The organism is Comamonas sp. HJ-2 (assembly GCF_053615495.1).
The window spans coordinates 42,148-66,646 of record NZ_JBSIFD010000018.1; the positions used below are offsets into that span (position 1 = coordinate 42,148).

Below are 24,499 nucleotides of genomic sequence, written 5' to 3' on the forward strand. Positions count from 1 at the left end.
CGCCATGCTTTTGTACCGCGCTACAAAGAGTATATTGATACGCATGATTTCCGAACTCATCACGACTCTGGCCCAGGCCCGCAAGGCCGCCCGCATCACCCAGGCCGATCTGGCCGAACGTGCCGGCCTGTCACGCATGGCCGTACAACGCACTGAAACCGGCGATGTAGACCCGCGCTTTTCCACTCTGCAGGAAATGGCCCGTGTGCTGAATATGGAGCTGATCGCCGTGCCGGCCGAGCTGCACGCCCAGGTGCTGGCACTGATTCAGCCCCAGACCGGCCAGACGGCTGTAGCCGACCGCATCGCCAGTCCTGTGACCGACCAGGATTCGCTATGAGGTCTTACGTATTGTTAACTTGAGAACCCTGTTTGCTCGGCCACAATGGCCCGAGGTTTTTTTGCGCGACATTCAGAGATTTGAGAGATGGCGATTCACAACTGGGATTACGCACCGGAGGCACTGGAGGTACAGGTCAGTGAATTGTTGCTGGCCACGGCAGATCGAAGTGACGAACTGGTCGATGAAAACGTGCGCCTGGTCCTGCAGGAGCTGCGCCAGCACCTCAATATGGAGGTGATTTTTGTCTCCGAGATCCGCAACGGCCAGCGCATGTTCCAGCATGTCGATACCGCCCCCGGCAAGGAATTGATTGCCACTGGCGGCGGCGGTCCCCTGGAGGAGTCGTTTTGCCAGTGCGTGCTCGACGGCATTCTGCCCGGCCTGGTCCAGGATGCGACCAGCCACCCTGCCTTTGCCAAGCTGCCTGCAACTCCTTTTCGCGTGGGCGCCCATCTGAGCACGCCCATCGTGCTGGCCAGCGGCAAGGTCTACGGCACGCTGTGCTGCTTCAGCCAGGCGGCCGATGAAAGCCTGACGGCCAAGGACCTGCAAAAACTCGAATGCGTGGCCAGGATCACGGCCAGGCGAATCGATATCAAGCAGGCCCAGTAGCTCCAGCCAGCCGAAGAAAAGCGCACGCCTTCCGGCCCGGCTTCTCCCGGAAAGCTCTAAAAACCAGCTCTCCGGGAAAAAGCTGCGTCAGTTCACTGCCACGCAGGCCTGGCGCTGCTCGCCCAGCCCATCGGCACCCAGCCGCACCACATCGCCGGGCTTGAGAAAGACGGGCTGCGGCTTTTGTCCCAGGCCCACGCCCGCAGGCGTTCCGGTAAGAATCACATCGCCGGCCTCCAGCGTCATGAACTGGCTGATATACGAAATGAGCGTGGGCAGGCTGAAAATGAAGTTGGCCGTACTGCCGTTCTGCATGCGCTTGCCGTTGACTTCCAGCCACAGGCCCACGCGATGCGGATCGGTAATTTCGTCGGCCGTCACCAGCCAGGGGCCCAGCGGCGCAAAGGTGTCATGGCTCTTGCCCTTGGTCCAGGTGCCGCCACGCTCCAATTGCCAGCCGCGCTCGGACACATCGTTGGCCAACAGATAGCCGGCCACATGGGACAGAGCCTGCGCCTCGGTCACGCGCCGCGCGCGGCTGCCGATGACAACGCCCAGCTCCACCTCCCAGTCGACCTTGTCCGCGCCCTGCGGAATCTGCACCGCATCGCCCGGACCGCAGATCGCCGTCACGGCCTTCATGAACAGCACGGGTTCGGCCGGCGCTGGCAGTCCGGCCTCGGCCGCGTGGTCGGCATAGTTGAGGCCCGCACAGACCAGCTTGCCCACCTGTGCCACGGGGCAACCCAGACGTGGCGTTCCGTCAACCCTGGGCAAACGGCTCCAGTCCGTATGCCGTATGCGCTCCAGCGCATCGGGACCTAGCTGGCCCGGGCCCCAATCGGGCACCAGGGCCGATGCATCACGCAGCACGCCGTCGGCGTCCAGCACGCCCGGGCGCTCCGCACCCGCGCTGCCATAGCGAAGCAGTTTCACGATGGTTGTCTCCTTATGAATCGGTCAGTGTCGCCCTCTAAGGCCTTCATCATGCAATATCGAACAGGTGGCCCCAGCCTTTGACGGCGGAAGGATCACGCCCGGCCGCGCGCAGCATGCCCCAGACCGTGGTACTCACGGTATCGAGCAGCGGCACGCCCCAACGGCGCTCCACCTCTTCGGCCAGGTGCGCAGCGCGCAAATTGGTGCAGTAAGTCACGACGGCGTCGGGCTTGCCTTCTTCGATCACGTTGCCGATGAGTTGCAGCAGTTGCTCGGGCTCCACCAGCGCAAAGCTGTGGTTGACCGAGATGTCCAGATGGCGCTCTGCCGTGGTCTCGACGCCTGCGGCGCGGTAGTTGTTGACGATGCATTGCTGCACGTCCGCCGTGTACGGGCTGACGATGGCCAGCTTCTTCACGGAGAGCTTTTCCATCAGCTCATTGAGTGCCAGGATGGCCGTCGTGGCCTTGATGCCGGTGCGCTCGGTAATACGCTCGCACAGCCGCATGTCGGTCTCAAAGCCGCGCCATCCTGCGGCCGTGCCGCTCCAGCCGATCACGTCCACCTTGGCATCGGCCAGCAGCTCGGCGGCGGCCAGGATCTTGCTGTCGTCAAACTGGTTCAGTGCCCCCTCGGCCAGCGAAATCTCAGTCACCGTGAAGCGCGAAAAATGGGCCGAGCAGTTGCCGGCACTGGCAGCCAGCGCGCTGGTCAGAGGCTCCAGTGCGGTGTTGGAAGAAGGCGTGAGCACGCCCAGGCATGTCGTAGTTGCAGTCATCTTGCTTGTCTCCGTTGTATGGCCAACCGGCAAACCGGTTGGCCGGCATTGTTCACCTCACCCAAACAAACGTCAACAGTATTGTTGACAATAAATCAAAATCCAATCACTCAAGTTATCCGACAAGAAAATCTTCACTTCGTCACCGCCTTTCGCCTCACAGCATATTTCAGAGAAAAATTCCCAAATAGGTGTTTACGATATTGTTGACAACATTGTCGACATTTAGATTTCGACATCACATCGAACAATCAACCAACCGATGGAGCGAGACCCGAGATGCAAAACCCAACCACACTTGCCGCGCCACAGGCGGCGGCAGCGCCGACCAAGGTGCGCTGGAAGATCTTCCTGATGATGCTTTTCCTGATCGCGGTCAATTACATTGACCGCGCATCGCTGTCCGTGGCCATGCCCATGATCGCCAAGGAGTTCGATCTCAGCCCTGCCGTTCAGGGCCTGCTGATGAGTTCCTTCTTCTGGACCTATGCCTTCATGCAGATTCCCGGCGGCATGCTGGCCGACCGTTTCGGCCCACGCGTGGTCATCGTCTGCTCCACCCTGGGTTGGGGCTTCTTCCAGGCCATCGCCGCAGCTTGCACCGGCTGGGTGTCGCTGCTGATCACCCGTCTGGGTCTGGGCGCTTCCGAGGCCCCCATCTACCCCGCAGGCGGCAAGCTCAACGGCATCTGGATGACCCAGAACGAACGCGGCCGCGGCGCCACACTGCTGGACGGTGGCGCACCTCTGGGTGCAGCCCTGGGTGCGCTGATCATCGCCGGCCTGCTGACCCACTTCGACTCCTGGCGCGTGTCCTTCGTCGTCGCGGGCGTTGGCACCATGATCGCGGGTGTCTTTGCCTGGTGGTATATCCGCAACCATCCCCGTGAGCACGCCGGCGTCAATGAAGCCGAAGCTGCCTTCATCGAGGAAGCGCATGCCGCCGACCTCGCCGCCGAGCCCGCCCATGCCAGCGGCAAGGTGATGGACTTCTTCAAGTACCGCTCGGTATGGGGCATGTTCTTCGGCTGGATGTGCTTCAACGCGCTGTTCTACGGCCTGCTGACCTGGATGCCCACCTACCTGTCCAAGGTGCATGGCATGGACATCAAGCAGATGGGCGGCGCCGTGTTCATCATGTTCTTCTCCGGCTTCGTCGGTGAGATGGTCGGCGGCTGGATTGCCGACAAATGGAAGGCTGCGGGCGCTTCGCAAGCCAAGGTGCTGCGCACGCTGTTCGGTATCGCCTCGATCATCGCCACCATCGCCATCTACAACGTGGCCCGCTTCAAGGACCCCGTGACCATTGTGATCCTGCTGTCGGTAACGCTGTTCTTCCTGCGCTGGTGCGGTCTGTTCTGGTGCGTTCCTTCCATTCTGGGCACCCGCAAGCGCGTCGGCTTCCTGGGTGGCGTCATGAACCTGGGCGGCAACTTCGCCGGCATCGGCGTACCCATTCTGGTGGGCGTGATCGTGCAGGCCACCGGCTCCTACGACATGGCAATGATGCTCTTCGCTGCTGCGGGCGCAGGCCTCTTCGTCTGCTCGTCGATCGTGATCGACTACAGCAAGAAGATCCCGGTCTAAGTACCGCTCCGCATCGCCTGGACACTTTGATGGAGAACTCCATGCCCTTGCCCACACGCCGAGCCGTGGCCCTGACCTGCGCCACGGCCATCGCCTCAACCCTGAGCGCATATGCCGCCACGCCAGCCAGCCGCAACTCCGTCGCCGTCCAGGCGAGTCCCGATTTCCCTGCTGCCGCCCCCGAGTCCGTAGGCGTGGATTCGCGCCCTCTGGTGCAGTTGTCCGAGATGATCCGCAAGGAAAACCTCGACGTGCGCAGCTTTCTCGTCGTCAAGGACGGCAAGCTGATCTATGAGCGCTACAGCCAGGGGCTGACGCGCAACCACAACTACGAGCTGTACTCCATCACCAAGAATGTGACGGCCCTGGCCGCCGGCGTTCTGGTGGACGAGGGCCGCAGCAAGCTCGACGAGAAAGTGGCGCCCATCCTGGCCAAGGCCCGCCCCGACCTCCAGGACGCCTTCTCCGACAAGCAATCCATCGAACTGCGGCATGTGCTGTCCATGTCCACGGGCCTGGTCTATAACTTCAAGCCCACCGACGACCCCATCTACTACGGCGCCCCCGACCGTCTCAAGCTGGCGGCCGAAACCACGCCCAAGGTAGCGCCCGGCACGAGCTTCGACTACACCGACGTCAACCCCATCCTGGCCAGCGCCACGCTGGGGGCCGACGCCGGTATGCCACTGCAGGACTTTGCGAAGGAGAGACTCTTCAAGCCCATGGGCATGAGCCATTACACCTGGGAGCGGGCTGACGACAAAGGCCTGGTCTCCTCCGGCTGGGGGCTGCGCCTGCGCGCCGTGGACATGGCCAAGCTAGGCCAGTTGGTGCTGACCGGCGGCCGCTGGGACGGCAAGCAGATCGTCTCCCAGGCCTGGGTCCGGACCATGACCGCGCCCGCCTCGGCGCCATGGTATGGCTATTGCTGGTGGATCAACGACATCGTCGCCACCGAGCCCGAAACCCACGCCATGGGCTTCAAGGGCCAGTTCATTGTGGTATTGCCCGAGCGCAATGCCGTGGTGGTCATGACCAGCATGCTGCCCATCGAAGGCGGCCTGCGCGAATCCCGGAACGTGCTGGCCATCCGCCGCATGGTCAATGACTACGTGCTGCCCGCGCTGAGCAACCAGGCCCATGCCAAACCCACGCCCGCCCGCCACAAGGCGTTGGCGCGCGAACTCGAACTCGCATCACAACACCAGGGCAAGTCCGGAGCACCGGCAGACCCTACCGACACCCCGAAACTCTGATATTCAGCATGAAATCCAGCGAATTTGATCTCGTAGTGCGCAATGCGCGCGTTGCCACCGCCAGCGACATCTTTGAATCCGATATAGCCATTCGCGACGGCAAGATAGTCCAGCTGGGCGCCAACCTGCCCGCCGGCGCCCGCGAATATGACGCTGCCGGCCGCGTGGTCACGCCCGGCGGCATCGACGCCCACTGCCACCTGGACCAACCCATGGAACCGCCGGTGCGCATGGCCGACAACTTCGACAGCGGCACGCGCGCCGCAGCCTGCGGCGGCACCACCACCGTGATTCCGTTCGCGGCCCAGGCCAAGGGCCAGTCGCTGCGCGCGGCCGTGGAGGACTACCACCGTCGCGCCGACGGCAAAGCCCACGTGGACTACGGTTTCCACATGATCGTCAGCGACCCCACCCCCGAAGTTCTGGAGAAGGAACTGCCCCAGTTGATCCGCGAAGGCTATACCTCCTTCAAGATCTACATGACCTATGACGATCTGAAGCTCAACGACGGCCAGATCCTCGACGTGCTGGACGTGGCGCGCAAGTACGACGCCACCGCCATGATCCATGCCGAGAACGCCGACTGCATCCAGTGGCTGACCAAGCGCCTGGAAGCCAGCGGCCGCTCCGCTCCGCGCTACCACGCGGTCTCTCGTCCCATGCTGGTGGAGCGCGAAGCCACCCACCGCGCCATCGCGCTCTCGGAGCTTGCCGATGTGCCCATTCTCATCGTCCATGTCTCGGGCCGCGAGGCCGTCGAGCAGATCCGCTGGGCCCGCTCCCACGGCATGAACATCATGGCCGAGACCTGCCCGCAATACCTGTTCCTCAGCGCCGAGGATCTGGGCATAGATGACAGTTACCAGGGCGCCAAGTGCGTGTGCAGCCCACCGCCGCGCGATCAGGCCAACCAGGAAGTGATCTGGAACGGGCTGAACGACGGCCTGTTCACCGTGTTCTCCTCGGACCATGCGCCGTTCAACTACGATTCACCCGAAGGCAAGAAGCCCAATGGCGAGGAGGTGTCCTTTGGTCACATCCCCAACGGTATTCCTGGCATCGAGACCCGCCTGTCGCTGCTCTACACGCATGGTGTGCTGACGGGCCGCATGACACTCAACCGCTTCGTGGAGCTGACCTCCACCAACCCGGCCAAGGTCTACGGCCTGCATCCGCGCAAGGGCAGCATTGCCATCGGCGCCGATGCCGACCTCGTGGTCTGGCAGGAAGGCGAACGCGCCATCAGCAACCGCGATCTGCACCACAACGTGGACTACACGCCCTATGAAGGCCAGCAGCTCAAGGCCTGGCCCTGCCTCACCCTGTCTGCGGGACAGGTAGTCTGGGACGGCGAGCAATTCCACGCCCGCGCCGGCAGCGGCCGCTTCCTGCAGCGCGGCGCGCCCACACTGCTGCCCAAGCGCCACCAGGCCCGCTTCTGAAACTTCAGCACGAACACACCATGAAACTGCTCATCATCAACCCCAATATCTCCGAGAGCGTCACCGCGCTCATCGAGAAAGAGGCCAGGCTGGCCGCCGCGCCAGACACGGAAATCACCATGCTGACCGCTCCCATGGGGGTGGCCTATATCGAGACGCGCTTCGAGGCCATGATTGCCGCCTACGCCGTGGCCGAGCTGGCCGCCGAACATGCGCACCAACATGACGCCGTCATCCTGGCAGCCTTTGGCGATCCGGGCCTCGAAGGCCTGCGCGAGGCTCTGGACATTCCCGTGCTGGGCATGACCGAGTCCGCACTCATGAGCGCCTGCATGCTGGGCAAACGCTTCTCGATCATTGCCATCTCCAGGCGCATTACCGCCTGGTACCGAGATATGGTCGAGCGCAACGGACTCATAGACCGGCTGGCCAGCATTCGCTGCCTGGACGAGCCTCTGCGAGATATCGGAAGTGTGCAGGATGACCATGCAGCACGCCTGCAGGCCTTGTGCGAAGCAGCGGTCAGCGAAGATGGCGCCGATGTACTGATCATTGCCGGTGCCCCGCTGGCGGGCCTGGCACGCTCCATCAAGCAGAGTTTGCCGGTGCCAGCCGTCGATGGCGTCTCCAGCGCCGTCAATCATGCGCAGAGCCTGGTCTCGCTGGCTCCCGCTCCGGCACGCGCCGGCAGCTTCGCCAAACCACCGCGCAAGGACTTCAAGAACCTCCCCCCGGGGCTCACCAAGCTATTGAGCCAGTTGCCCTGAACACTCTGCGGGATAACCTCAATCGGGATGTTCGAATCCGACATGCCGCGTGACACTAGAATTCACCGGCATGTCGACAAAACACACTACAAAAGTGAACAATCGAAGCAACACATCTCGATCTGAAATTACCGTGGATGAAATGGCAGCCCGCATTGCCACAGCCATCCATGAGCACCGCCTGCTGCCGGGAACCAAGCTCGGCGAAGACAGGCTGGCCAATATCTTCAACACCAGCCGGGCTCGCGTGCGCGAGGTCCTTGCCCGCATGGCCCGCGACCAGATGGTGGAGCTATTCCCGCAGCGCGGAGCCTTTGTTGCCAAGCCCAGCATCGAGCAGGCGCTGGACGTCTTCGAAGCGCGCCGGCTGATAGAGCCAGGCATTGTGCGGCGCCTCGTTCTGAACATGGACAATAGCAAGATCCGTCGCCTGCAGACCCATCTGAAGCAGGAGCGCGATGCTCGCGCCAACTCCGACAAGCGAGCCACGGTTCGCCTGTCCGGCGAATTTCATGTACTGCTTGCCGAACTGGCCGGCAACTCCGCGCTGCTGCGCAGCATGCGTGAACTGTCCACGCTGACCTGCCTGACGATCTCGCTGTATGAATCGGCGGTCAACACCTGCTGTCTGGTGGACGAGCATGAGGCCGTGGTCGATGCCATTGTCGCGGGCAATGGCGAGCTGGCAGAACAGCTGATGCTCAGCCATCTGGATCACATACAGGGCAGCCTGCGCTTGGAGGCCGATGCCGACGACGCAGATCTGGAACAGATACTGGGCGACCTCTGATCACAGCCGGCGTCGCGATCCAGCAACGGGAGCCATCAAAGTGATCGATACGCCCTTCTCTACTGAAGATGGCTGGCAGCTATCCGGGCAGGGGCGTCCGCATTAGCATCCACGGCTGATCGCCATCACTTTCTCCAGAGGCCCAGAGGCCCTTTCAATGAGCTCACCCGCCCCTTCGTCAATGCCGCAAGCCGAGCGGCCACGCCCGCGCCATCTGAGCGAACTTTTCTGGTCGCTGACCTTTCTGGCCTTGCAGGGCTTTGGCGGTGTGCTGGCCGTGGTGCAGCGCGAACTGGTCGAAAAACGCCAATGGCTGAGCAATGAGGAGTTCATGGAGGATTGGGCCGTGGCACAGATCATGCCCGGCCCCAATGTGGTGAATCTTTCCATCATGCTGGGCGAACGCTACTTCGGCTGGCGCGGCGCCATCGTGGGGTTGTGCGGAATGCTGACGTTTCCCATGCTGGTGGTCATCAGCCTCACCCTGATCTATACCCAGTTCGCGGCCAACCCGGCCGTGGCCGGAGCCCTGCGCGGCATGAGCGCCGTGGCGGCAGGGCTGGTCGCGGGCATGGGCCTGAAGCTGGCTGGCACGCTGCGCAAGCACCCGCTGGGCAAGTGGTATTGCGCAGGGCTGGCCATCGCCGCCTTTGTGCTGGTGGCCGTGCTGCGCCTGCCGCTGTTCTGGGCCTTGCTGCTGGTGGGCGCAACAGGCTGCGTGCTGACCTACCGGAGGCTGGCATGAGCACGCTGACGATCGAGCTGCAGACCGTGGACTGGCTGCATCTGTTTGCCTATTTCCTGACGCTGTCGCTGATGGCCGTGGGTGGAGCCATCACCGCTGCGCCCGATATGCACCGCTATCTGGTCGACGGCAATCGCTGGCTGTCGGAAACCCAGTTCACCAGTTCCATCGCCATTGCCCAGGCCGCCCCCGGCCCCAATGTGTTGTTCATCGCCCTGCTGGGCTGGAACGTGGGTCTGAATGCAGGAGGCGGCACCGGCCCGGCGGCCTGGGGACTGGGAGCACTCGGAGTTGCCGTATGCATGGTGGGCATTTTGCTGCCCAGCTCGCTGCTGACCTGGCAGGCCTCGCGCTGGGGTCAGCGCAACCGGGACAAACGCGGCGTGCGCGCCTTCAAGCAAGGCATGGCTCCGCTGGTGATTGGTCTGCTGCTGGCGACAGGCTGGCTGCTGGGCAGCGCCAACGGCAACCCTGGCAGGGACTGGAAGCTATGGCTGCTGAGCCTTGCATGCACATTGCTGGTATGGCGCACACGCATTCATCTGCTGTGGCTGCTGGCTGCCGGCGCGGCGCTGGGTGCGCTGGGCTGGGTGTAAACGCAGTACCGCCCCCCGGGGTCGGAAGATCGGCGTCAACTGCCAAAGCAGTCTCCTCACCGAGACAGCCGCTAGCAATCCCATCCCGGCCTACTCGGGACTTGCCAGCAGCAAGGGCAGCACCTGTGCCGATGGCATGGCGATCATCTGGTCGGCCACCGAGTCCAGCTCGCTGGCATGGGGGTTGATGATGACCACGCGCGCCCGGTTGCGCCGTGCGATCTTGGCCAGACCTGCTGCCGGGTAGACTGCGCCCGACGTGCCGATCACCAGCATCAGCTGACATTGCTCTGCCGCCTGCTCTGCCCTGGCCCAGGTCTGGCTCGGCAGAGACTCGCCAAACCACACGACGGCAGGCCGCAGCAAATTGCCGCAGGCGGCGCAATGAGGCGGCTCGCCCGGGACAGCCTGCTCCATGTCGCAGGACGCACAACGGCGATTCAGCCAGCGATTCCTGCTCAACTCCCCATGCAGGCTCAGCACACCTTCACTGCCCGCCTGCTGGTGCAGACCATCCACATTCTGCGTGATGAGTGTCATTCGACCCGGATGCTGTCGCGCCCAACGCGCCAGCGCCAGGTGCCCCTCATTGGGAGTCACCTTGGCAACCAGCGCACGTCGGTGCTCGTACCAGCGCCAGACATGAGCCGGATCGCGGCGATACCCCAACTCGCTGGCCATTTCCTCGGGCTTGAACTGGGACCAATACCCGTTTGCATCCTCTCTGAAAGTGGGCACTCCCGACTCGGCGCTGACACCGGCCCCGGTCAGCACGGCCAGTCGCTGCGCCTCCCCCAGCCAGCGACGCACGCAGGCAATCGCACCCAAGGACGTCGAAGAATTGTCAATAAGTGCTTGAACCAAGGCTATAACCTCATAAATCGAGTTGCAACGTGGAATACTTGAATTTCTCTGCGGAGCTTCTTCTTTGCCTGATATTGCACCACACCAGCATATGAACGAATCGGGCCAATTGTTCGCACTTCAGCAAGCCATGACGCCTGCAGCATTGGCATGGGGTCTTGTTGATGTCCAGACATTGGAACTGCGCTTTGCCAATCCTGCATTGCAGCGCCTTCTGCAGCCCAGTCACCAGGCACCCGGCATTCCCGCGCGCGAGATTCTGGAAACAGCCAGGCTGGCTATCAGGCAGTGCGTGGAGACAGGCCTGGAAGCGACTGCAAACTTGCCCGATCACCCCGGACTCTGGCATTTTTCGCCGATTCAGGGCAATGGCGCGGCAGAAGCGGTGCAATGCTATGTATTGCCGACCGAAACCTCGTTTCGTGAACCCGATGACGAGCTCGGGCTAGGGCATGTCAACCGCTTTGAGGACTTTCTGGACCACCTGCCCTACCAGGTCTGGATTGCAACACCCCATGGAGAGGTGACCTGGCTCAACCGGGCCCTGCATGAATACGCCTACCGGGAAGTACGCCCCCTGAGCCTGCGCGAAGGCATATGGATTGATATCGTGCATCCCGACGATCTGGCGACCGTCAACACCGGGCTGTCGCGCGCCCTGATCACCGAAAAGCCGACGGGATACCGGCTGCGCATCAAGCGCCATGACGGACAGTTCCACTGGTTTTTCTCGTCGCTGTCTCCCGTCAAGAATGCGCAGGGCAGAATTCTCTACTGGGTCGGCGCCAACCTGGGCATAGACAGCGTCCGGCAATCCGAGAATCAGTTGCGCGACCAGATCACCACGCTGAGCCACCAGCTGAGACTCAAGCAGCAGGCGCTGGATCAGGCCGAAACCTACCTCGCCCAAGCCCAGAAAATGGGCATGGTGAACCAGTTGTCTGCCGGTGTCGCGCATGACATGAAGAACCTGCTTTTCATCACCGGCCTGCATGCCGGCATGCTGGAGAAGCAGCTGGGTGAGCCCGAGCAGCTCGAACATGTGGATGTGATACTCAACACCATTCAGAAAGCAGGCAGCCTGGCATCGCATCTGACGGGATTCAGCAGTCGCAAATCCATGCAGCTGGCTGCCGCCGACCCCCGCGCACTGGTGCAGGATCTGGAGCCTCTGCTGAGCAAGGCCGTCGGCCAGAACGCTGAACTGCAGCTGCATATGGCGTCCAGCATCTGGCCCATCAGCGTGGACAAGCTGTATTTCGAGAACTCGCTGATCAATCTCTGCATCAATGCTCGTGATGCCACCGAAGAGCAGGGCCAGATCACGCTGACAGCGGAGAACGTGCTGCTCAAGCGTGCCAGCCATGCGGGCGACTACGTGATGATCAGCGTAGCCGACAACGGCATGGGCATGAGTGAGGAGATCAAGGCCCGCATCTTCGACATGTTCTTCACCACCAAGCCCGAAGGCAAGGGCGCGGGCCTGGGCCTGCCCATGGTCAAGAACTTCATGGACCATGTCCAGGGCCTGATCGAAGTGGAAAGCACTCCAGGCCTGGGAACCATCGTGAGCCTGTACTTTCCGCGCGCACAACCGGTCGTGCCGCAGAGCCCGCAAGCCTCGGCCCCAGTGGGCCGGCAGGAAACGATTTTGCTCATCGAGCCCGATCTGGCCACGCGCAATGCCATGGCCCAGGTACTCTACGGACTTGGTTATCAGGTCGTGACCGCATATTTACCCGAAGTCGCGCTGCGCTATATCAACAGCGGCATGAAGGTGGATCTCATCATTGCCGCCGATGAGTTTTCCGGTGCCTTGAGCATCGCAAAAATGCAGGAAAAGCTGGCCCGGGAGCATGTTCTCATTCCGCTCATCCTCATGACCAGCAGCGAAGAGGCCGAAGTGCCGCATGCCCAGGAATGCCGCTACGTGGTGCTGAGCAAGCCCATGGAGATTGGCGAGCTGGCACGCACCGTGCAGCGCATGCTGCATCCGGACTTCACGACGCCAGCCGATCTGCCGGCCGTCTGAGAACGATTCAGCCGCCCGCAAAAAAGGCGCCACTGCTCTCGCAGTCGCGCCTTGTTTTCGCTTTCAGCGGCCGGGCCAGCCGGCTCAGGCCTTGATCGCAACGGCTGCGGCCAGGCGCTGGCGCAAAGCCTCATAAAGACACACACCGCTGGCCACGGACACATTCAGACTCTCCACCGCGCCCTGCATGGGAATACTGACCAGCGCATCGCAGGTCTTGCGGGTCAGCTGGCGCATGCCATCGCCCTCGGCCCCCAGCACCAGTGCCGTCGGTCCGGTCAGATCCATCTGGTAGAGATGTTTGTCGGCATCGCCGCTGGTACCGATGATCCAGATGCCGCGCTCCTTGAGTTCCTTGAGCGTGCGCGCCAGATTGGTGACCATGAAGTAAGGCACGGTCTCGGCCGCGCCGCTGGCCACCTTGGCCACGGTGGCGTTGATGCCGGCCGCGTGGTCCTTGGGAGCGATCACGGCATGCACACCAGCGCCGTCGGCTACACGCAGGCAGGCCCCCAGGTTGTGCGGATCGGTCACACCGTCGAGCACCAGCAGCAGCGGGGCCTTCACCCCCTCCTCCTCCAGATCGTCGAGCAGCTCGTCGAGCGTGCGCGTGTCCTTGACTTCTTCCACGCGTGCAGCCACGCCCTGATGGCCGTGAGAGCCGGCGAGCTTGGCAAGGCGCAGGGCATCGGCCTCGATCAGACGCACCCCGGCTTCCTTGGCACGTTCCAGAAACTGGCGCATGCGCGCATCGCGGCGCGAAGCCTCGAAATAGACTTCGATGATGGATTGGGGGGCGGTCTTCAGACGCACGCCTACGGCGTGAAAGCCGAAAAGAACTTTGGGGGACGACATGGGGCCACATTATCCCGGCGTTTACGGCAGACCTGAGACTCGCAGGGCCATGTCTGGGCTGACAGCTGAGGTTTTCCATTGCCGCTACACTGCGCCCCCAACGGGCAAGGCACCGGTTCATCAAGCAGTACCAGCATGGTTTTTTCCGAGTGCGAGTCTTCACATGAAGCTCCACTGCCGCCCAGAACGACTGGCAACAGGCTTGAGCCTGCTGCCCCTGCATTCATACATATAGCCTCTTCATGTCCGGCATGAGGAGGCTTACGTGTTTGTATCTCCCTCCCATCCCATAACGAATACCCAGCATGCTCAACGCCTTGCTCGATTGGTTCAACCGCAGCAGCCTGGTGCTGCAGATTCTGATTGCCCTGATTCTGGGCGGCCTGGCGGCCTGGCTATGGCCGGCCGCCGCCCAGTCGGTTTCCCTGTTGGGCAGCTTGTTCATTGCCGCGCTCAAGGCTGTCGCTCCGGTTCTGGTGCTGCTGCTGGTCATGGCGGCCGTCAGCAGCCACCGCCCCGGCCAGGAAACGCAAATCAAGCCCGTGCTCTGGCTGTACGTCATCGGCACGCTGGCGGCGGCCTGCGTGGCCGTTGCAGCCAGCGCGCTCTTTCCCTCGGTGATTCACTTTCGTGAAGCGCCCAAAGTCCAGAGCGTGCCCGGCGAGATCAGCCAGGTGCTGAGCACCGTCGTCCAAAGCCTGTTCGACAACCCCGTCAATGCATTGCTGAACGCCAACTACATCGGCATTCTGGCCTGGGCTATCGCGCTGGGCTTGGCACTACGCCACGCCACGCCCACCACCCGCACCATGGTGGAGGACTTTGGCCATGCCATCACCCGCGTGATTCAAGGCGTGATTCGCCTGGCCCCCTTCGGCATCTTCGGCCTGGTGGTCGCCACCTTCTCCTCCGGCGGGCTGGAAGCACTCAAGGACTACGCCCATCTGCTGGCCGTGCTGGTCGGCTGCATGGTGTTTGTGGCATTGGTGATCAACCCGGTCATTGTCTGGACACAGACTCGCCGCAACCCCTATCCGCTGGTGCTGACATGCCTGCGCGAAAGCGCAGTGACCGCCTTCTTCACGCGCAGCTCGGGAGCCAACATTCCCGTCAATCTGGCCTTGGCCCAGAAGCTCAGGCTCGACGAGAACACCTACAGCATCTCCATCCCGCTGGGCGCCACCATCAATATGGCCGGCGCTGCCGTCACCATCAGCGTGCTGACACTGGCCGCTGCCCATACGCTCAATATCTCGGTGGACATTCCCACGGCCATACTGCTGTGCGTGGTCTCTGCGGTCTGTGCCTGCGGTGCCTCGGGCGTACCCGGTGGCTCGCTGCTGCTGATTCCGCTGGCCTGCAGCCTGTTCAACATTCCCAACGATGTGGCCATGCAGGTGGTGGGTGTCGGCTATGTGATCGGCGTGATTCAGGATTCGACCGAGACAGCCCTCAATTCCTCGACCGACGTGCTGTTTACCGCGGCAGCCTGCCGCGCCGCAGAGCGCAGGGCCGGGCTGGAAGTCGCGCGCATCTGAGGCTTGAACTCAGAATCTACTGATTTGATAGCTGCAAGCGCTTATTTGATAAGCGCCAGATCCCCAAAAAGGCCTGTGATCACACAGGCCTTTTGGTTTTTCAGACAGAGCGCCCGGCTTCTATGGTGATGCTTCGATCACATTGCGCCGCAATCTCGCGGTCATGCGTCACCAGAATCAGAGTCGTGCCGCGCTCGCGGTTGAGCGCAAACATCAGCTCCATGATGGTCTGGCCCGTGGCGAAGTCCAGGCTGCCGGTGGGCTCGTCGGCCAGCAGCACGGCCGGCTCCACCACAAAAGCACGCGCCAGGGCCACGCGCTGCTGCTCGCCGCCCGACATCAGCCTGGGATAGTGATTGAGACGCTGGCCCAGGCCCACGCGCTCCAGCATCTGCGAAGCTCGCGCTCTCGCATCGCGCTGACCTGCCAGCTCCAGCGGCAGCATGACGTTTTCCAGCGCCGTGAGATTGCCCAGCAACTGAAAGCTCTGGAAGACAAAGCCCATCTTCTGTGCCCGCACCGCCGCCCTGTCGTCCTCGCTGAGTGCAAACAGATCCTGGCCCAGCAAGCGGACCGTGCCGCGACTGGGGGTATCGAGGCCGGCCAGAATCGACAGCAAAGTGCTTTTACCCGAGCCGGAGGCCCCCACAATGGCAACGGTTTCGCCGGCCGTGAAACTCAGATTGATATCCCGCAAAATATCCAGCACGCCTGTGGAATCGCTCACCGATTTGGACAGTTGCTCAACGGCAATCAAAGGAATGGCAAGAGTTGTGGACATGAATCAATTGGATAGCAAAAACGTCAAGAGTCGCAACCAGCACTTTGCACTGCAGCGCCGTCACTGTATCGCTGTTGCTCTGTCGCTCGCCATTTCAGGGGCTTGCGGTGCGGCAGTGGCCTCATCGCCCGCCAGGAACAAGGAGCCGGCCAAGGCCGCTCCCGGCGCGAAACCCGGCCCGGTGCTGGTGCTTGGCGATTCTCTGAGCGCCGAATACGGCCTGACGCGCGGCAAGGGCTGGGTGCAGTTGCTGCAGCAGCGCATGAATGACGAAAAGAATCCGCGCAAGGTGGTCAATGCCAGCATCAGCGGCGAGACCACGGCCGGCGGCAGAGCGCGCCTGGCGTCGCTGCTCAGGCAGCATGAGCCGGGCATCCTGATTCTGGAGCTGGGCGGCAACGACGCATTGCGCGGCCTGGCGCTGCAGAGCACTCAGCAGAATCTGGAAGTCATGATCAAGGCCGCCAGGGAGGCCGGGGCCCAGGTGCTGCTGGTGGGCATGCAGGTACCGCCCAACTATGGAGCGACATATACCGAGCAATTTGCCGAGATGTTCAGGAGCATTGCCGACGCGCAAAAACTGCCGCTGGTGCCGTTTCTGCTGTCGGGCATCGGCGATGCTGCGAACGCCGAGCAATGGTTTCAGAGCGACCGCATTCACCCCAATGCCCAGGCCCAGCCCCAGATGCTGGCCAATGTCTGGCCCAAGCTCAGGCCATTGCTGAAATAAGTGACGGCCGCGCGGCCTCAGTCGCCGCTGCCTCCGCCATCACCGCCAGAGTCGCCGCCGTCCGGACTGCAGGCACTCTCGTTGCTGCCCGAGCCGCAAAAATAGCTGTCGTTGAAGACGTCGCGGCCGTCCTCGCGGCTGCTCGCCGAAGTCCAGGTCAGCTGCGAATCGGTGCTGCGGCCCGAAGCGCCTGACTGGGGCGTGAAGACTTTTTTCAACCAGTTCCAGAACTCCATGACATCCCCCCTCATTGCACCTCAAGCAGGGTTCTCCTTGCTTTCGGCGCGGACGCTGGCTTTATAGGCATGCCAGCTGGTGCAACCCAGCAGCGGCCCGATGACGATCAGACCAGCACTGTAGAAGAGCAGCGAGACCGCGATCAACACGGTGATGATCAGCCCCCACAGCAGCATCACACCCGTGTTGGCCCCCACCACGCGCATGCTGGTGATGCAGGCCGTCAAGGCATCGGTATCCAGATCGAGAATGGCGGGCAGTGAAACCACCATGCTGGCAAACACCAAGGCAGCAAATATCCCGCCAACCGCGGTGTAGCCCAGCAGGAACTCCCAGTTCTCGGGCCGCAGCAGGGTCTGCAGCAGGGTTGCCGTACTGGGCATGCCGGTATCGAACGAAATGGCGAACACCACCATGGCGGCGCGCCCCCAGAGCATCTCCAGCACCATCAGCACCATGACCAGCATGCCCATGCTGGCCAGATGCTTGTCCCAGCAGGTCAACGACTCCGACAGCAGCACGGGCTTGCCCTGCTCCAGTTGCTTGCTGACGTAGTACAGGCCCATGGCCAGGAAGGGGCCTACCAGCAGACAGCCGCTGGCCATGGACATCAGATATTCGGGGCTGGAGCGAAACACCCAGGCCATCAGACGCGCCATGCCCCAGAAACACAGGCCGTAGAACAGCGCAATCATTGGAGCGCGCCGCACATCGCTAAGGCCCAGCAGCAGCCATTGCCAGGGCTCGCTCCAGCGCAGTTGCAGAATCTGCAGATTGCCGGACTCGGCCTTGACCTCGGAAACAGGGGAAGCTTGCATGCGAGACCCTCCTTGTCGCCCGTACCGCGCCTCGGTGGCGGCAGCTGACAGGAACAAGTTACCCGCTCAACCTCGAATCTGCATTGCGGAAAGCCCGCATGCCGGCCTCCGCGTTTTCACTATGAAAACAAGAGCTTATAGCGCCCAGCCTTTATTGACTTCAGTCAATAAAAGCATTGAAATCGCTTCTCGACAAGCGCTGCCAGCTCCTATTTAATAGCTTCAACCAAAGGCCCTGAGCAGGGCCTGGGCCAGGTCGGCCTGCAGATCGCTAGTATCTTCGAGGCCGATGGCAAAGCGCACCACGGTGCCCGCCTTGATGTGGGGTGTGGCACGGCTGCGCATCTCGGGCAGCTCATAGGGCACGACCAGACTCACAGGCCCACCCCAGCTGTAGCCCAGCTTGAACAGGCGCAGGCTGTCGCAGAAGCGATCGACGGCCGCCTGGTCGAAGCGCTCGTCGATGACCACGCTGAACAGACCGGCGGCTACGCCATCCTGGCCCTGCCCTTGTCCGCACAGCTGCTTCCAGCAAGCATGGCCCGGGGCATCAGGCATGGCGGGGTGCAGCACCTGCGCCACGGCACTCTGGGTGGCCAGCCACTGCGCCAACTGGCGTGCCGAGCGATCCTGCGCGTGATAGCGCAGGCCGATGCTGGGCAGGCTGCGCAGCACGGCTTCGGCGTCGTTGCCGCTCACGCCCAGGCCCAGGCGCATGTGCGCGAGCTTGATGCGCATATGCAGGGGCTGGTTGCGCGTGATGATGCTGCCCATCAGCACATCACCGCCGCCGCTGGGGTATTTGGTCAGGGCATGGACCGTGACATCGACGCCCAGGCTGCCATCGCCCAGCAGGTCGAAGGGACGGAAAGCCAGACCCGCGCCCCAGGTGTTGTCCAGCACCATGGTCACTCCCCTGGCCCGGCACAGGCGCACCTGCTCGACAAGATCGGGGAACTCCATGGTTACCGAGCCAGGAGCCTCCAGCCAGACCAGCTTGGTGGCCGGCGTGATCTTGGCTGCCAGGTCTTCGACGCACATGGGGTCGTAGTACTGATGGCGAATGCCGAAATGAGCCAGCTCGCCCTCGGTCAGCGTCTTGTTGGGACCGTATACGTTGTCGGGCACCAGCACCTCGTCGCCCGTCCTGAGCAGCGCCAGCGACACCGTGGCAATCGCGGCCAGGCCGCTGGGTACCAGCAGGCATTGCAGACCACCTTCCAGCGAGGCCAGACGTTCTTCCAGGGCATAGGTCGTGGGCGTGCCATGCAGACCGTAGGTGTAGCTGCTCTTGTCCAGCCAGCGGCGCTCGCGCATGGCCTGCACATTCTCGAAGTACACGGTCGAGGCCTTGTGCACGGCAAGCTGAGGGCCTTCGAAGTCCGTCGGTGGCTTGTAGGGATGATGGATCAGATGGGTGGATAGCTTGTGGTCGGCTTGGGTCATGCCCTGATCTTAGTGCCATGCAGCCACAAAAAAGCCAGAGGGCTTGCGCGCTCTGGCTTCATGCGAGGTGGCGACCTAGGGGGATCAGCCAGCCTTCACGGTCAGGTTGTTGTTGACCGAGGTCACGCCCTTGGCAGCCTTGGCGATCTCGCCGGCCTGGGTCTTGACGGCTTCGCTGGGCACGGTGCCGGTCAGGGTCACTGCGCCGCCCTTGGTGTCCACATTGATCTGCAGAGCGCTGATTTCCGGAGCCTTGATCAAATCGGTCTTGACGGCAGCGGTAATGCCGGCGTCATCGAGGGCAGCACCCGCCTTGGCAGCGCCTTCTTCCATCTTGTTGCCAGCCTTTTCCATGGCGGCACCGGTAGCTTCACCAGCCTTGGCCAATGCATCGGCAGCTGCATCGCCGGCCTTGGCCGTACCTTCTTCAATCTTGCTGCCAGCATTTTCCGCAGCCTTCTCGGTCTGGGAAATGGCGGAATCGAGCTTCTGCCCAGCGGTCTTGTTGTCGTCGGACTTGCCGCAGGCAGCCAAGCCAAAGGCCAAGGCGGTAATGGCCAGAACTTGAGCGGAACGCTTGAACATAGTGGTCATATCGATTTCTCCCTTAATGCTTGCAAAAACATGACGGTCAACTGTAACGAACCACCATTTTGGCTCGGATACGAACTTTTCCCGCATCCCTGTAGGACAAATTTGTCCGAATCTGTGACATTTGATTAATAAATGTTTTCTTCTGTGATTTACAGAAACTCTATGCAAGCCATGCGCTAATCCGCAACCTCTTGCATGCGCGGATGGCGTGCAAATGCCAAGCCCAGCAGGGTAGCCAACAGCATGACAAAGCAGGCAAACAGGCTCACGGCCAGCTGGACGCTCCAGTGGTCTGCAATCCAGCCCACTGCCATCATGGGCAGCATGGAGCCCAGCAAACCGATGGTCTGATAGGTAGACAACATACCTGCCCGGTTGTCGGGTCTGGCAAGACGGCCCACCATGGTCATGCCGGCCAGCATGCACATGCCATGCCCCAGTGCAGTCAAACACACGCCCAAGATGAACAGCAGCGTCGAGCGCATCTGCAGATTCAGCAACAGCATGCCGTTGCTGAGCACCAGCAGCGCCATGCCGGCAAAACCGCAGCGGTGCAGCGGCAGGCTGGCAGCCACCAGTTGAATGCCTGCAGAGACAAGCAAAATCACCGCAATGGCCGTACCGCTGACCACCGGGCCGCTCCAGGGAATCATCTGCTGTAGAAACAGCGGCGCCATCGAGGCATACAGCCCGAATACGCCAAACGCCACGAACGGGTAGCCACAGGTCAGTGCAAAGGCCAGGGAATCCTCGTGCACAGGCCAGGTCAGCCGCGGCAGACAGTCCCGCCAGTGCAGGCGACCCGGGGCCTGCCCCAGTTGACCCGCATCCCGCTGCACCGACTCCGGCAGCTTGAGCGTGACAACGCCCGCCACACCGATGCAGCCCAGCACCAGCGGCACCAGATAGGCCGTCGTCAAGGGCTGAGGCAGCCACTGCCCCGCCACGCCACCGATCAAGGGCCCCAGACCAAAGCCCAGCACATTGAGAAAGCTGGCCACCATGGCCACGCGCTGCGGCTGCAGACCGGTGCTTGCGCTGGCAGCCAGCAGTGTCAGCCCCGTGGTGGCGCTGATGGTGATGAGGCTTGAGGACAGCCCCACCACAAAGCGCCCGACGATCAGGCTGGGCAGATTCCAGGCCAGCATGGAGATCAGGGTGCCTGCCAGCGTCAGACACAGGAAACACAGCATCACGCGCTGAAAGCCGATGCGGTCGGGCAGACGCCCCAGAAACAGCAGGGCGCACAGGCCACCGCACATATAGAGCACATAGATCAGCGAGATATCGCTGGGCCGCAACTGCCAGGCTTGCTGATAGAGCGCATACAGGGGACTGATCAGCGCCGCCCCCAGCACACCCACCACCAGGCCGAAGCCCACCCACCAGACCGAGGCCTGTGCCATTGTGGCGCCGGCCTGCCATGTATTGCTTTGCGACATTTGCTGCCTCTTGATCGGGCCGGGCCTGCGACAGGGACAGAGCGGACAGTCGTTGGTCCTGCCGCGCCGTCAGAGCGGGCCAGCCACATGCTTGTGATGAGAACATTGTCTGCAAAGCCGCATCGGCACGCATAGGCCAAACAAAGGATACATGCCCCAAACTATTTGCTATCAAGCACAGGAAGCTATGCTTTTTGACGATCAAAACCAGTACGTCAATGGTTCAAACACCCGTCGCTATACTTTGCGCCCTAATGACAGCAGGATTTCCCGGCATGTGCCTGAATGCTTTTTTGCGCCCCTTGGTCTGTTTGAGTCTGCTTGGCCTTGCCGCCTGCGGCAGCAATCCCCCCAGCCCCGCTGCGACTCCTGAGGCCCCCTCGACCACCGCATCAGCCCCTCCGATCAAGATCGGCCTGGCGCTGGGCGGCGGTGCGGCCAAGGGCTTTGCCCATATCGGCGTCATCAAGATGCTCGAGGCCAATGGCCTCACGCCCTCGTTCGTGGCAGGCACCAGCGCCGGCAGCGTGGTGGGTGCGCTCTATGCAAGCGGCATGAACGCATTTGAGCTGCAGGAAAAAGCCGTGGCGCTGGACGAAGCCAAGATCCGCGACCTGCAGCTGTCTGCGGGCGGCCTGGTGCTGGGCCAGAAGCTTGAGGACTATGTGAATGAACAAGTCCGCCGCAAACCGCTGGAGCAGATGGCCAAGCCTTTTGTTGCGGTTTCCACGCGCCTGGAAGACGGTGAACGCACCGTGTTCGCACGTGGCAATGTAGGCCAGGCCGTGCGTGCCTCCAGCAGCGTGCCGGGCGTGTTCCAGCCCGTCACCATCGGCAGGCACCACTATGTGGACGGCGGCATTGTCAGCCCCGTGCCGGTGGATGCCGTGCGCAATCTGGGGGCCGACATCGTGATCGCCGTGGACATCTCCAACAAGGCCAGCGGCAAGACCCCTGCCAATATGCTGGGAGCGCTCAATCAGTCGATTGCCATCATGGGTCAGAAGCTGGGCCAGGCCGAGTTGGCGCGTGCCGACATCATCATTCGTCCCAAGGTGCTGGACATCGGCCCGGCCGACTTCGCACAGCGCAGCCACGCGATTGTGGAAGGCGAGAAGGCCGCCACTGCACTGATGCCGCAGATTCGCGAACGCATCGCCCAGCTGCGCGCCGAACGCACCAAAGCCACTCAAATAGCGCAGCAGAAAGCCGCCGAAGCCAGCTATCAGGACTGCCTGAAACAGCGCTCCAGCCTTCAAAAGCTGTCCGGTATGGTGGGTATGAGCGGCAACTGCGAAAAGCCCTGAGCTGAACCTGCTCCATGAAAAAGGCCCGCTGATGCGGGCCTTTTTGCAGCGCTGCGAGGCTCAGAACGCCTCCTCCTCCATTCCTGCACAGGTCATGTCGCGCGCCTTGACCACCTGCAGCCAGGCGCCGATGCGCGGCAGCTCGTAATGGAAGAAGTAGCGTTGCGCGGCCATGCTGCCGCGGTGAGCAGCAATCGCCAGATCCTTGTCCATGGCCAGTACGGCCAGCGCCACATCCAGCCAGATCCAGGCCAGCACCAGGTGACCGAAAGCCTGCATATAGGGCACGGCATTGGCCAGCGCCTCCTGCGGGTTGCCCGTGGCCCAGGCTGCCTTGGTGGTTGATCCAACATCGGCCAGCGCACGCGCCAGTTGATTGGCATAGCTGCCCAGCTTCTCATGCTGCATGGCCCGCTGAATGGTGGCATTGATGCGTGCAGCAAGCAGTTGCAGGCCCTTGCCGCCATCCATGACGACCTTGCGGCCCAGCAGGTCCATGGCCTGTATGCCGTGCGTGCCCTCGTGAATCATATTCAGGCGGTTGTCGCGCCAGTACTGCTCGACCGCGAAATCGCGCGTATAGCCATAGCCGCCATGGATCTGGATGGCCAGCGAATTGGCCTCCAGGCAGAACTCGCTGGGCCAGCTCTTGGCCACCGGCGTCAGCACCTCCAGCAGCAGCCTGGCTTCTGCCGCCTGCTGTGCTTCGCCCGTGTACTGCTCGTCCACCAATCTGGCGCACAGCAGGTTCAAGGCCAGCGCACCTTCGCAATAGGCCTTCTGCGCCAGCAGCATGCGCTTGACGTCGGCATGTTCGATGATGCGCGACTGCGGCCGGCTCGCATCCTTGCCGCCCTCGCCTATGGGCCTGCCCTGTGGACGGCTTTGCGCATACTCGAGACTGGCGTGATAGCCGGCCATGCCCAGCATGGAGGCCGCCATGCCGATGGAAATGCGCGCCTCGTTCATCATGTGGAACATGCATTTGAGGCCCTCGCCGGGCTTGCCGACCAGATAGCCGATCGCACCCGCGCCGCGGCCGTCCAGACCGCCACCATGCTGACCGCGCACAGGGTATTTGCCTTCGCCGAAATTGAGCAAGGTATTGGTCGTTCCGCGCCAGCCCAGCTTGTGGTTGAGGCCTGCCAGGGCCACATCGTTGCGCTCGCCGGTCAGCCGGCCCTCGGCATCGACCAGCTTCTTGGGCACGATGAACAGCGAAATGCCCTTCACGCCGGGGATGGTCTTGCCATCGGCGCCCGGAATCTTGGCCAGCACCAGATGCACGATGTTCTCGGTCATTTCGTGGTCGCCCGAGCTGATCCACATCTTGTTGCCCTTGAGGCGATAGCGCGGCCCCAGCGCGTCACTCTCATGCTCGATGCCATCGGGCTCGGCGCGCGTGGCGATGTCCGACAGCGAGGAGCCCGCCTGCGGCTCGGACAAGGCCATGGTGCCGGCCCAGCGGCCATTGAACTCGTTGGCGGCAAAGACTTTTTTCTGCCGCTCGCTGCCATGGGCCATGATGGCATTGGCATTGCCCGAAGTCAGCATGTTCGAGCCAATGCTGATCGAGGCCGCCGCGAAAAAGCAGTTGGCCGCCGCCTCCACGGTATAGGGCAGCTGCATGCCGCCCATCTCGTAGTCCTGGGCGGCGCTGAGCATGCCCGATTCGGCATAGGCCTCGCGGGCTTCGTAGGTGCATTGAGGCAGGATGACTTTTTCGCCATCGAACTGCGGCTCCTGCAGATCCACCGTGCGATTGAAGGGCGCGTATTTCTCGCGCGCGATACGCTCGCAGGTATCCATCACCGCATCGAAAGTATCACGCGAATGATCGGCAAAGCGGGGGCGGCTGGTCAGGCCTTCGGCCTGCAGCCAGTCGTAGAGCAGAAAGTCAATGGTGGAACGCAGGCGCATAGATTACCTATCAAAGCAGGCTTCATCGCTTATGGATAAAGCGCTTGAAGCTATCAATTTCATATATCCAGAGGAGAAAA

General features: G+C 62.2%; 24 protein-coding genes. 13 read left to right on the forward strand and 11 right to left on the reverse strand.

The features are described from left to right. Window positions 1-43: 43 nt before the first annotated feature. Window positions 44-340: a helix-turn-helix transcriptional regulator gene (locus tag ACWGXF_RS15660; RefSeq protein WP_012838895.1), complete on the forward strand. Its 297-nt coding sequence runs from the start codon at window positions 44-46 to the stop codon at window positions 338-340. An 87-nt stretch (window positions 341-427) separates the two neighbouring features. Then, the gene (locus tag ACWGXF_RS15665) at window positions 428-955 is read left to right on the forward strand and encodes a GAF domain-containing protein (protein WP_034390724.1); all 528 of its coding nucleotides are present in this window, start codon (window positions 428-430) and stop codon (window positions 953-955) included. Window positions 956-1,042: 87 nt separating this feature from the next. Here ACWGXF_RS15665 and ACWGXF_RS15670 read toward each other — a convergent pair whose 3' ends face one another. Both ACWGXF_RS15670 and ACWGXF_RS15675 read right to left on the reverse strand, forming a co-directional pair. Then, on the reverse strand, window positions 1,043-1,891 hold the full coding sequence (locus tag ACWGXF_RS15670) for a fumarylacetoacetate hydrolase family protein (protein ID WP_452102092.1): 849 nt from the start codon (window positions 1,889-1,891) through the stop codon (window positions 1,043-1,045). Between the two features lie 49 nt (window positions 1,892-1,940). Next, window positions 1,941-2,672: a maleate cis-trans isomerase family protein gene (locus tag ACWGXF_RS15675; protein ID WP_012838897.1), complete on the reverse strand. Its 732-nt coding sequence runs from the start codon at window positions 2,670-2,672 to the stop codon at window positions 1,941-1,943. A gap of 279 nt (window positions 2,673-2,951) precedes the next feature. Here ACWGXF_RS15675 and ACWGXF_RS15680 point away from each other — a divergent pair, with 279 nt between their 5' ends. From ACWGXF_RS15680 to ACWGXF_RS15710, 7 genes are all read left to right on the forward strand, one after another. Next, window positions 2,952-4,259 carry an MFS transporter gene (locus tag ACWGXF_RS15680; protein WP_034409885.1) on the forward strand — a complete coding sequence of 436 codons (1,308 nt, stop codon included), beginning with the start codon at window positions 2,952-2,954 and terminating at the stop codon, window positions 4,257-4,259. Between the two features lie 29 nt (window positions 4,260-4,288). Then, window positions 4,289-5,515, forward strand: a complete 1,227-nt coding sequence (locus tag ACWGXF_RS15685; protein WP_370466634.1) for a serine hydrolase domain-containing protein — start codon at window positions 4,289-4,291, stop codon at window positions 5,513-5,515. An 8-nt stretch (window positions 5,516-5,523) separates the two neighbouring features. After that, the gene (hydA, locus tag ACWGXF_RS15690; RefSeq protein WP_003062715.1) at window positions 5,524-6,957 is read left to right on the forward strand and encodes a dihydropyrimidinase; all 1,434 of its coding nucleotides are present in this window, start codon (window positions 5,524-5,526) and stop codon (window positions 6,955-6,957) included. A gap of 20 nt (window positions 6,958-6,977) precedes the next feature. Beyond that, window positions 6,978-7,724, forward strand: coding sequence for an aspartate/glutamate racemase family protein (locus ACWGXF_RS15695; RefSeq protein WP_256630852.1), 747 nt, complete (start codon window positions 6,978-6,980; stop codon window positions 7,722-7,724). A gap of 142 nt (window positions 7,725-7,866) precedes the next feature. Beyond that, on the forward strand, window positions 7,867-8,514 hold the full coding sequence (locus tag ACWGXF_RS15700; RefSeq protein WP_034390730.1) for a GntR family transcriptional regulator: 648 nt from the start codon (window positions 7,867-7,869) through the stop codon (window positions 8,512-8,514). Between the two features lie 157 nt (window positions 8,515-8,671). Beyond that, a complete protein-coding gene (locus ACWGXF_RS15705) occupies window positions 8,672-9,259 on the forward strand; it encodes a chromate transporter (protein ID WP_256630853.1) in 588 nt (195 codons plus the stop codon). Beyond that, the gene (locus tag ACWGXF_RS15710) at window positions 9,256-9,855 is read left to right on the forward strand and encodes a chromate transporter (protein ID WP_012838902.1); all 600 of its coding nucleotides are present in this window, start codon (window positions 9,256-9,258) and stop codon (window positions 9,853-9,855) included. Before ACWGXF_RS15705 ends, ACWGXF_RS15710 begins: the two co-directional genes overlap by 4 nt. Before the next feature lie 90 nt (window positions 9,856-9,945). Here the strand turns inward: ACWGXF_RS15710 and ACWGXF_RS15715 are convergent, their stop codons facing one another. After that, a complete protein-coding gene (locus tag ACWGXF_RS15715; protein ID WP_012838903.1) occupies window positions 9,946-10,719 on the reverse strand; it encodes an SIR2 family NAD-dependent protein deacylase in 774 nt (257 codons plus the stop codon). Between the two features lie 91 nt (window positions 10,720-10,810). Between ACWGXF_RS15715 and ACWGXF_RS15720 the strand changes: the two genes are divergently transcribed. Continuing rightward, window positions 10,811-12,751, forward strand: coding sequence for a hybrid sensor histidine kinase/response regulator (locus ACWGXF_RS15720; RefSeq protein WP_202788189.1), 1,941 nt, complete (start codon window positions 10,811-10,813; stop codon window positions 12,749-12,751). Between the two features lie 84 nt (window positions 12,752-12,835). Here the strand turns inward: ACWGXF_RS15720 and rlmB are convergent, their stop codons facing one another. Beyond that, the gene (gene rlmB, locus ACWGXF_RS15725; RefSeq protein WP_003069467.1) at window positions 12,836-13,606 is read right to left on the reverse strand and encodes a 23S rRNA (guanosine(2251)-2'-O)-methyltransferase RlmB; all 771 of its coding nucleotides are present in this window, start codon (window positions 13,604-13,606) and stop codon (window positions 12,836-12,838) included. Between the two features lie 305 nt (window positions 13,607-13,911). Between rlmB and sstT the strand changes: the two genes are divergently transcribed. Continuing rightward, window positions 13,912-15,144: a serine/threonine transporter SstT gene (sstT, locus tag ACWGXF_RS15730; RefSeq protein WP_314352332.1), complete on the forward strand. Its 1,233-nt coding sequence runs from the start codon at window positions 13,912-13,914 to the stop codon at window positions 15,142-15,144. A 100-nt stretch (window positions 15,145-15,244) separates the two neighbouring features. Here sstT and ACWGXF_RS15735 read toward each other — a convergent pair whose 3' ends face one another. Then, window positions 15,245-15,925 carry an ABC transporter ATP-binding protein gene (locus tag ACWGXF_RS15735; RefSeq protein ID WP_003069470.1) on the reverse strand — a complete coding sequence of 227 codons (681 nt, stop codon included), beginning with the start codon at window positions 15,923-15,925 and terminating at the stop codon, window positions 15,245-15,247. On the opposite strand from ACWGXF_RS15735, the gene ACWGXF_RS15740 reads away from it, so the two are divergent. Continuing rightward, window positions 15,924-16,655 (forward strand): arylesterase, encoded by a 732-nt coding sequence (locus tag ACWGXF_RS15740; RefSeq protein WP_034390740.1) that lies wholly within the window; start codon window positions 15,924-15,926, stop codon window positions 16,653-16,655. The genes ACWGXF_RS15735 and ACWGXF_RS15740 overlap by 2 nt on opposite strands. Window positions 16,656-16,672: 17 nt before the next feature. On the opposite strand, the gene ACWGXF_RS15745 is transcribed toward ACWGXF_RS15740, so the two are convergent. The 5 genes from ACWGXF_RS15745 to ACWGXF_RS15765 form a co-directional block, all read right to left on the reverse strand. Next, entirely contained in the window at window positions 16,673-16,891 is a 219-nt protein-coding gene (locus ACWGXF_RS15745) for a hypothetical protein (protein ID WP_314352333.1), read from the reverse strand. Window positions 16,892-16,912: 21 nt separating this feature from the next. Next, window positions 16,913-17,710 carry a DUF2189 domain-containing protein gene (locus ACWGXF_RS15750; RefSeq protein ID WP_003069476.1) on the reverse strand — a complete coding sequence of 266 codons (798 nt, stop codon included), beginning with the start codon at window positions 17,708-17,710 and terminating at the stop codon, window positions 16,913-16,915. Window positions 17,711-17,932: 222 nt separating this feature from the next. Then, a complete protein-coding gene (locus tag ACWGXF_RS15755) occupies window positions 17,933-19,156 on the reverse strand; it encodes a PLP-dependent transferase (RefSeq protein ID WP_314352334.1) in 1,224 nt (407 codons plus the stop codon). Window positions 19,157-19,240: 84 nt separating this feature from the next. After that, a complete protein-coding gene (locus tag ACWGXF_RS15760; protein WP_003069479.1) occupies window positions 19,241-19,750 on the reverse strand; it encodes a BON domain-containing protein in 510 nt (169 codons plus the stop codon). 176 nt (window positions 19,751-19,926) lie between these two features. Next, on the reverse strand, window positions 19,927-21,192 hold the full coding sequence (locus ACWGXF_RS15765; RefSeq protein WP_452102093.1) for an MFS transporter: 1,266 nt from the start codon (window positions 21,190-21,192) through the stop codon (window positions 19,927-19,929). Window positions 21,193-21,467: 275 nt separating this feature from the next. Here ACWGXF_RS15765 and ACWGXF_RS15770 point away from each other — a divergent pair, with 275 nt between their 5' ends. Then, window positions 21,468-22,499, forward strand: a complete 1,032-nt coding sequence (locus ACWGXF_RS15770) for a patatin-like phospholipase family protein (protein WP_034390795.1) — start codon at window positions 21,468-21,470, stop codon at window positions 22,497-22,499. A gap of 60 nt (window positions 22,500-22,559) precedes the next feature. On the opposite strand, the gene ACWGXF_RS15775 is transcribed toward ACWGXF_RS15770, so the two are convergent. After that, complete coding sequence (locus tag ACWGXF_RS15775; protein WP_034390748.1) at window positions 22,560-24,419, reverse strand: acyl-CoA dehydrogenase; 1,860 nt, start codon at window positions 24,417-24,419, stop codon at window positions 22,560-22,562. Window positions 24,420-24,499 lie beyond the last annotated feature (80 nt).

Bases quoted from the DNA above. Each gene is read 5' to 3' on its own strand.
- ACWGXF_RS15660 (WP_012838895.1), top strand. From the start codon at position 44: ATGATTTCCGAACTCATCACGACTCTGGCCCAGGCCCGCAAGGCCGCC.
- ACWGXF_RS15665 (WP_034390724.1), top strand. From the start codon at position 428: ATGGCGATTCACAACTGGGATTACGCACCGGAGGCACTGGAGGTACAG.
- ACWGXF_RS15675 (WP_012838897.1), bottom strand. From the start codon at position 2,672: ATGACTGCAACTACGACATGCCTGGGCGTGCTCACGCCTTCTTCCAAC.
- ACWGXF_RS15680 (WP_034409885.1), top strand. From the start codon at position 2,952: ATGCAAAACCCAACCACACTTGCCGCGCCACAGGCGGCGGCAGCGCCG.
- ACWGXF_RS15685 (WP_370466634.1), top strand. From the start codon at position 4,289: ATGGAGAACTCCATGCCCTTGCCCACACGCCGAGCCGTGGCCCTGACC.
- hydA (WP_003062715.1), top strand. From the start codon at position 5,524: ATGAAATCCAGCGAATTTGATCTCGTAGTGCGCAATGCGCGCGTTGCC.
- ACWGXF_RS15695 (WP_256630852.1), top strand. From the start codon at position 6,978: ATGAAACTGCTCATCATCAACCCCAATATCTCCGAGAGCGTCACCGCG.
- ACWGXF_RS15700 (WP_034390730.1), top strand. From the start codon at position 7,867: ATGGCAGCCCGCATTGCCACAGCCATCCATGAGCACCGCCTGCTGCCG.
- ACWGXF_RS15705 (WP_256630853.1), top strand. From the start codon at position 8,672: ATGAGCTCACCCGCCCCTTCGTCAATGCCGCAAGCCGAGCGGCCACGC.
- ACWGXF_RS15710 (WP_012838902.1), top strand. From the start codon at position 9,256: ATGAGCACGCTGACGATCGAGCTGCAGACCGTGGACTGGCTGCATCTG.
- ACWGXF_RS15720 (WP_202788189.1), top strand. From the start codon at position 10,811: ATGAACGAATCGGGCCAATTGTTCGCACTTCAGCAAGCCATGACGCCT.
- rlmB (WP_003069467.1), bottom strand. From the start codon at position 13,606: ATGTCGTCCCCCAAAGTTCTTTTCGGCTTTCACGCCGTAGGCGTGCGT.
- sstT (WP_314352332.1), top strand. From the start codon at position 13,912: ATGCTCAACGCCTTGCTCGATTGGTTCAACCGCAGCAGCCTGGTGCTG.
- ACWGXF_RS15740 (WP_034390740.1), top strand. From the start codon at position 15,924: ATGAATCAATTGGATAGCAAAAACGTCAAGAGTCGCAACCAGCACTTT.
- ACWGXF_RS15735 (WP_003069470.1), bottom strand. From the start codon at position 15,925: ATGTCCACAACTCTTGCCATTCCTTTGATTGCCGTTGAGCAACTGTCC.
- ACWGXF_RS15745 (WP_314352333.1), bottom strand. From the start codon at position 16,891: ATGGAGTTCTGGAACTGGTTGAAAAAAGTCTTCACGCCCCAGTCAGGC.
- ACWGXF_RS15750 (WP_003069476.1), bottom strand. From the start codon at position 17,710: ATGCAAGCTTCCCCTGTTTCCGAGGTCAAGGCCGAGTCCGGCAATCTG.
- ACWGXF_RS15755 (WP_314352334.1), bottom strand. From the start codon at position 19,156: ATGACCCAAGCCGACCACAAGCTATCCACCCATCTGATCCATCATCCC.
- ACWGXF_RS15760 (WP_003069479.1), bottom strand. From the start codon at position 19,750: ATGACCACTATGTTCAAGCGTTCCGCTCAAGTTCTGGCCATTACCGCC.
- ACWGXF_RS15765 (WP_452102093.1), bottom strand. From the start codon at position 21,192: ATGTCGCAAAGCAATACATGGCAGGCCGGCGCCACAATGGCACAGGCC.
- ACWGXF_RS15770 (WP_034390795.1), top strand. From the start codon at position 21,468: ATGTGCCTGAATGCTTTTTTGCGCCCCTTGGTCTGTTTGAGTCTGCTT.
- ACWGXF_RS15775 (WP_034390748.1), bottom strand. From the start codon at position 24,419: ATGCGCCTGCGTTCCACCATTGACTTTCTGCTCTACGACTGGCTGCAG.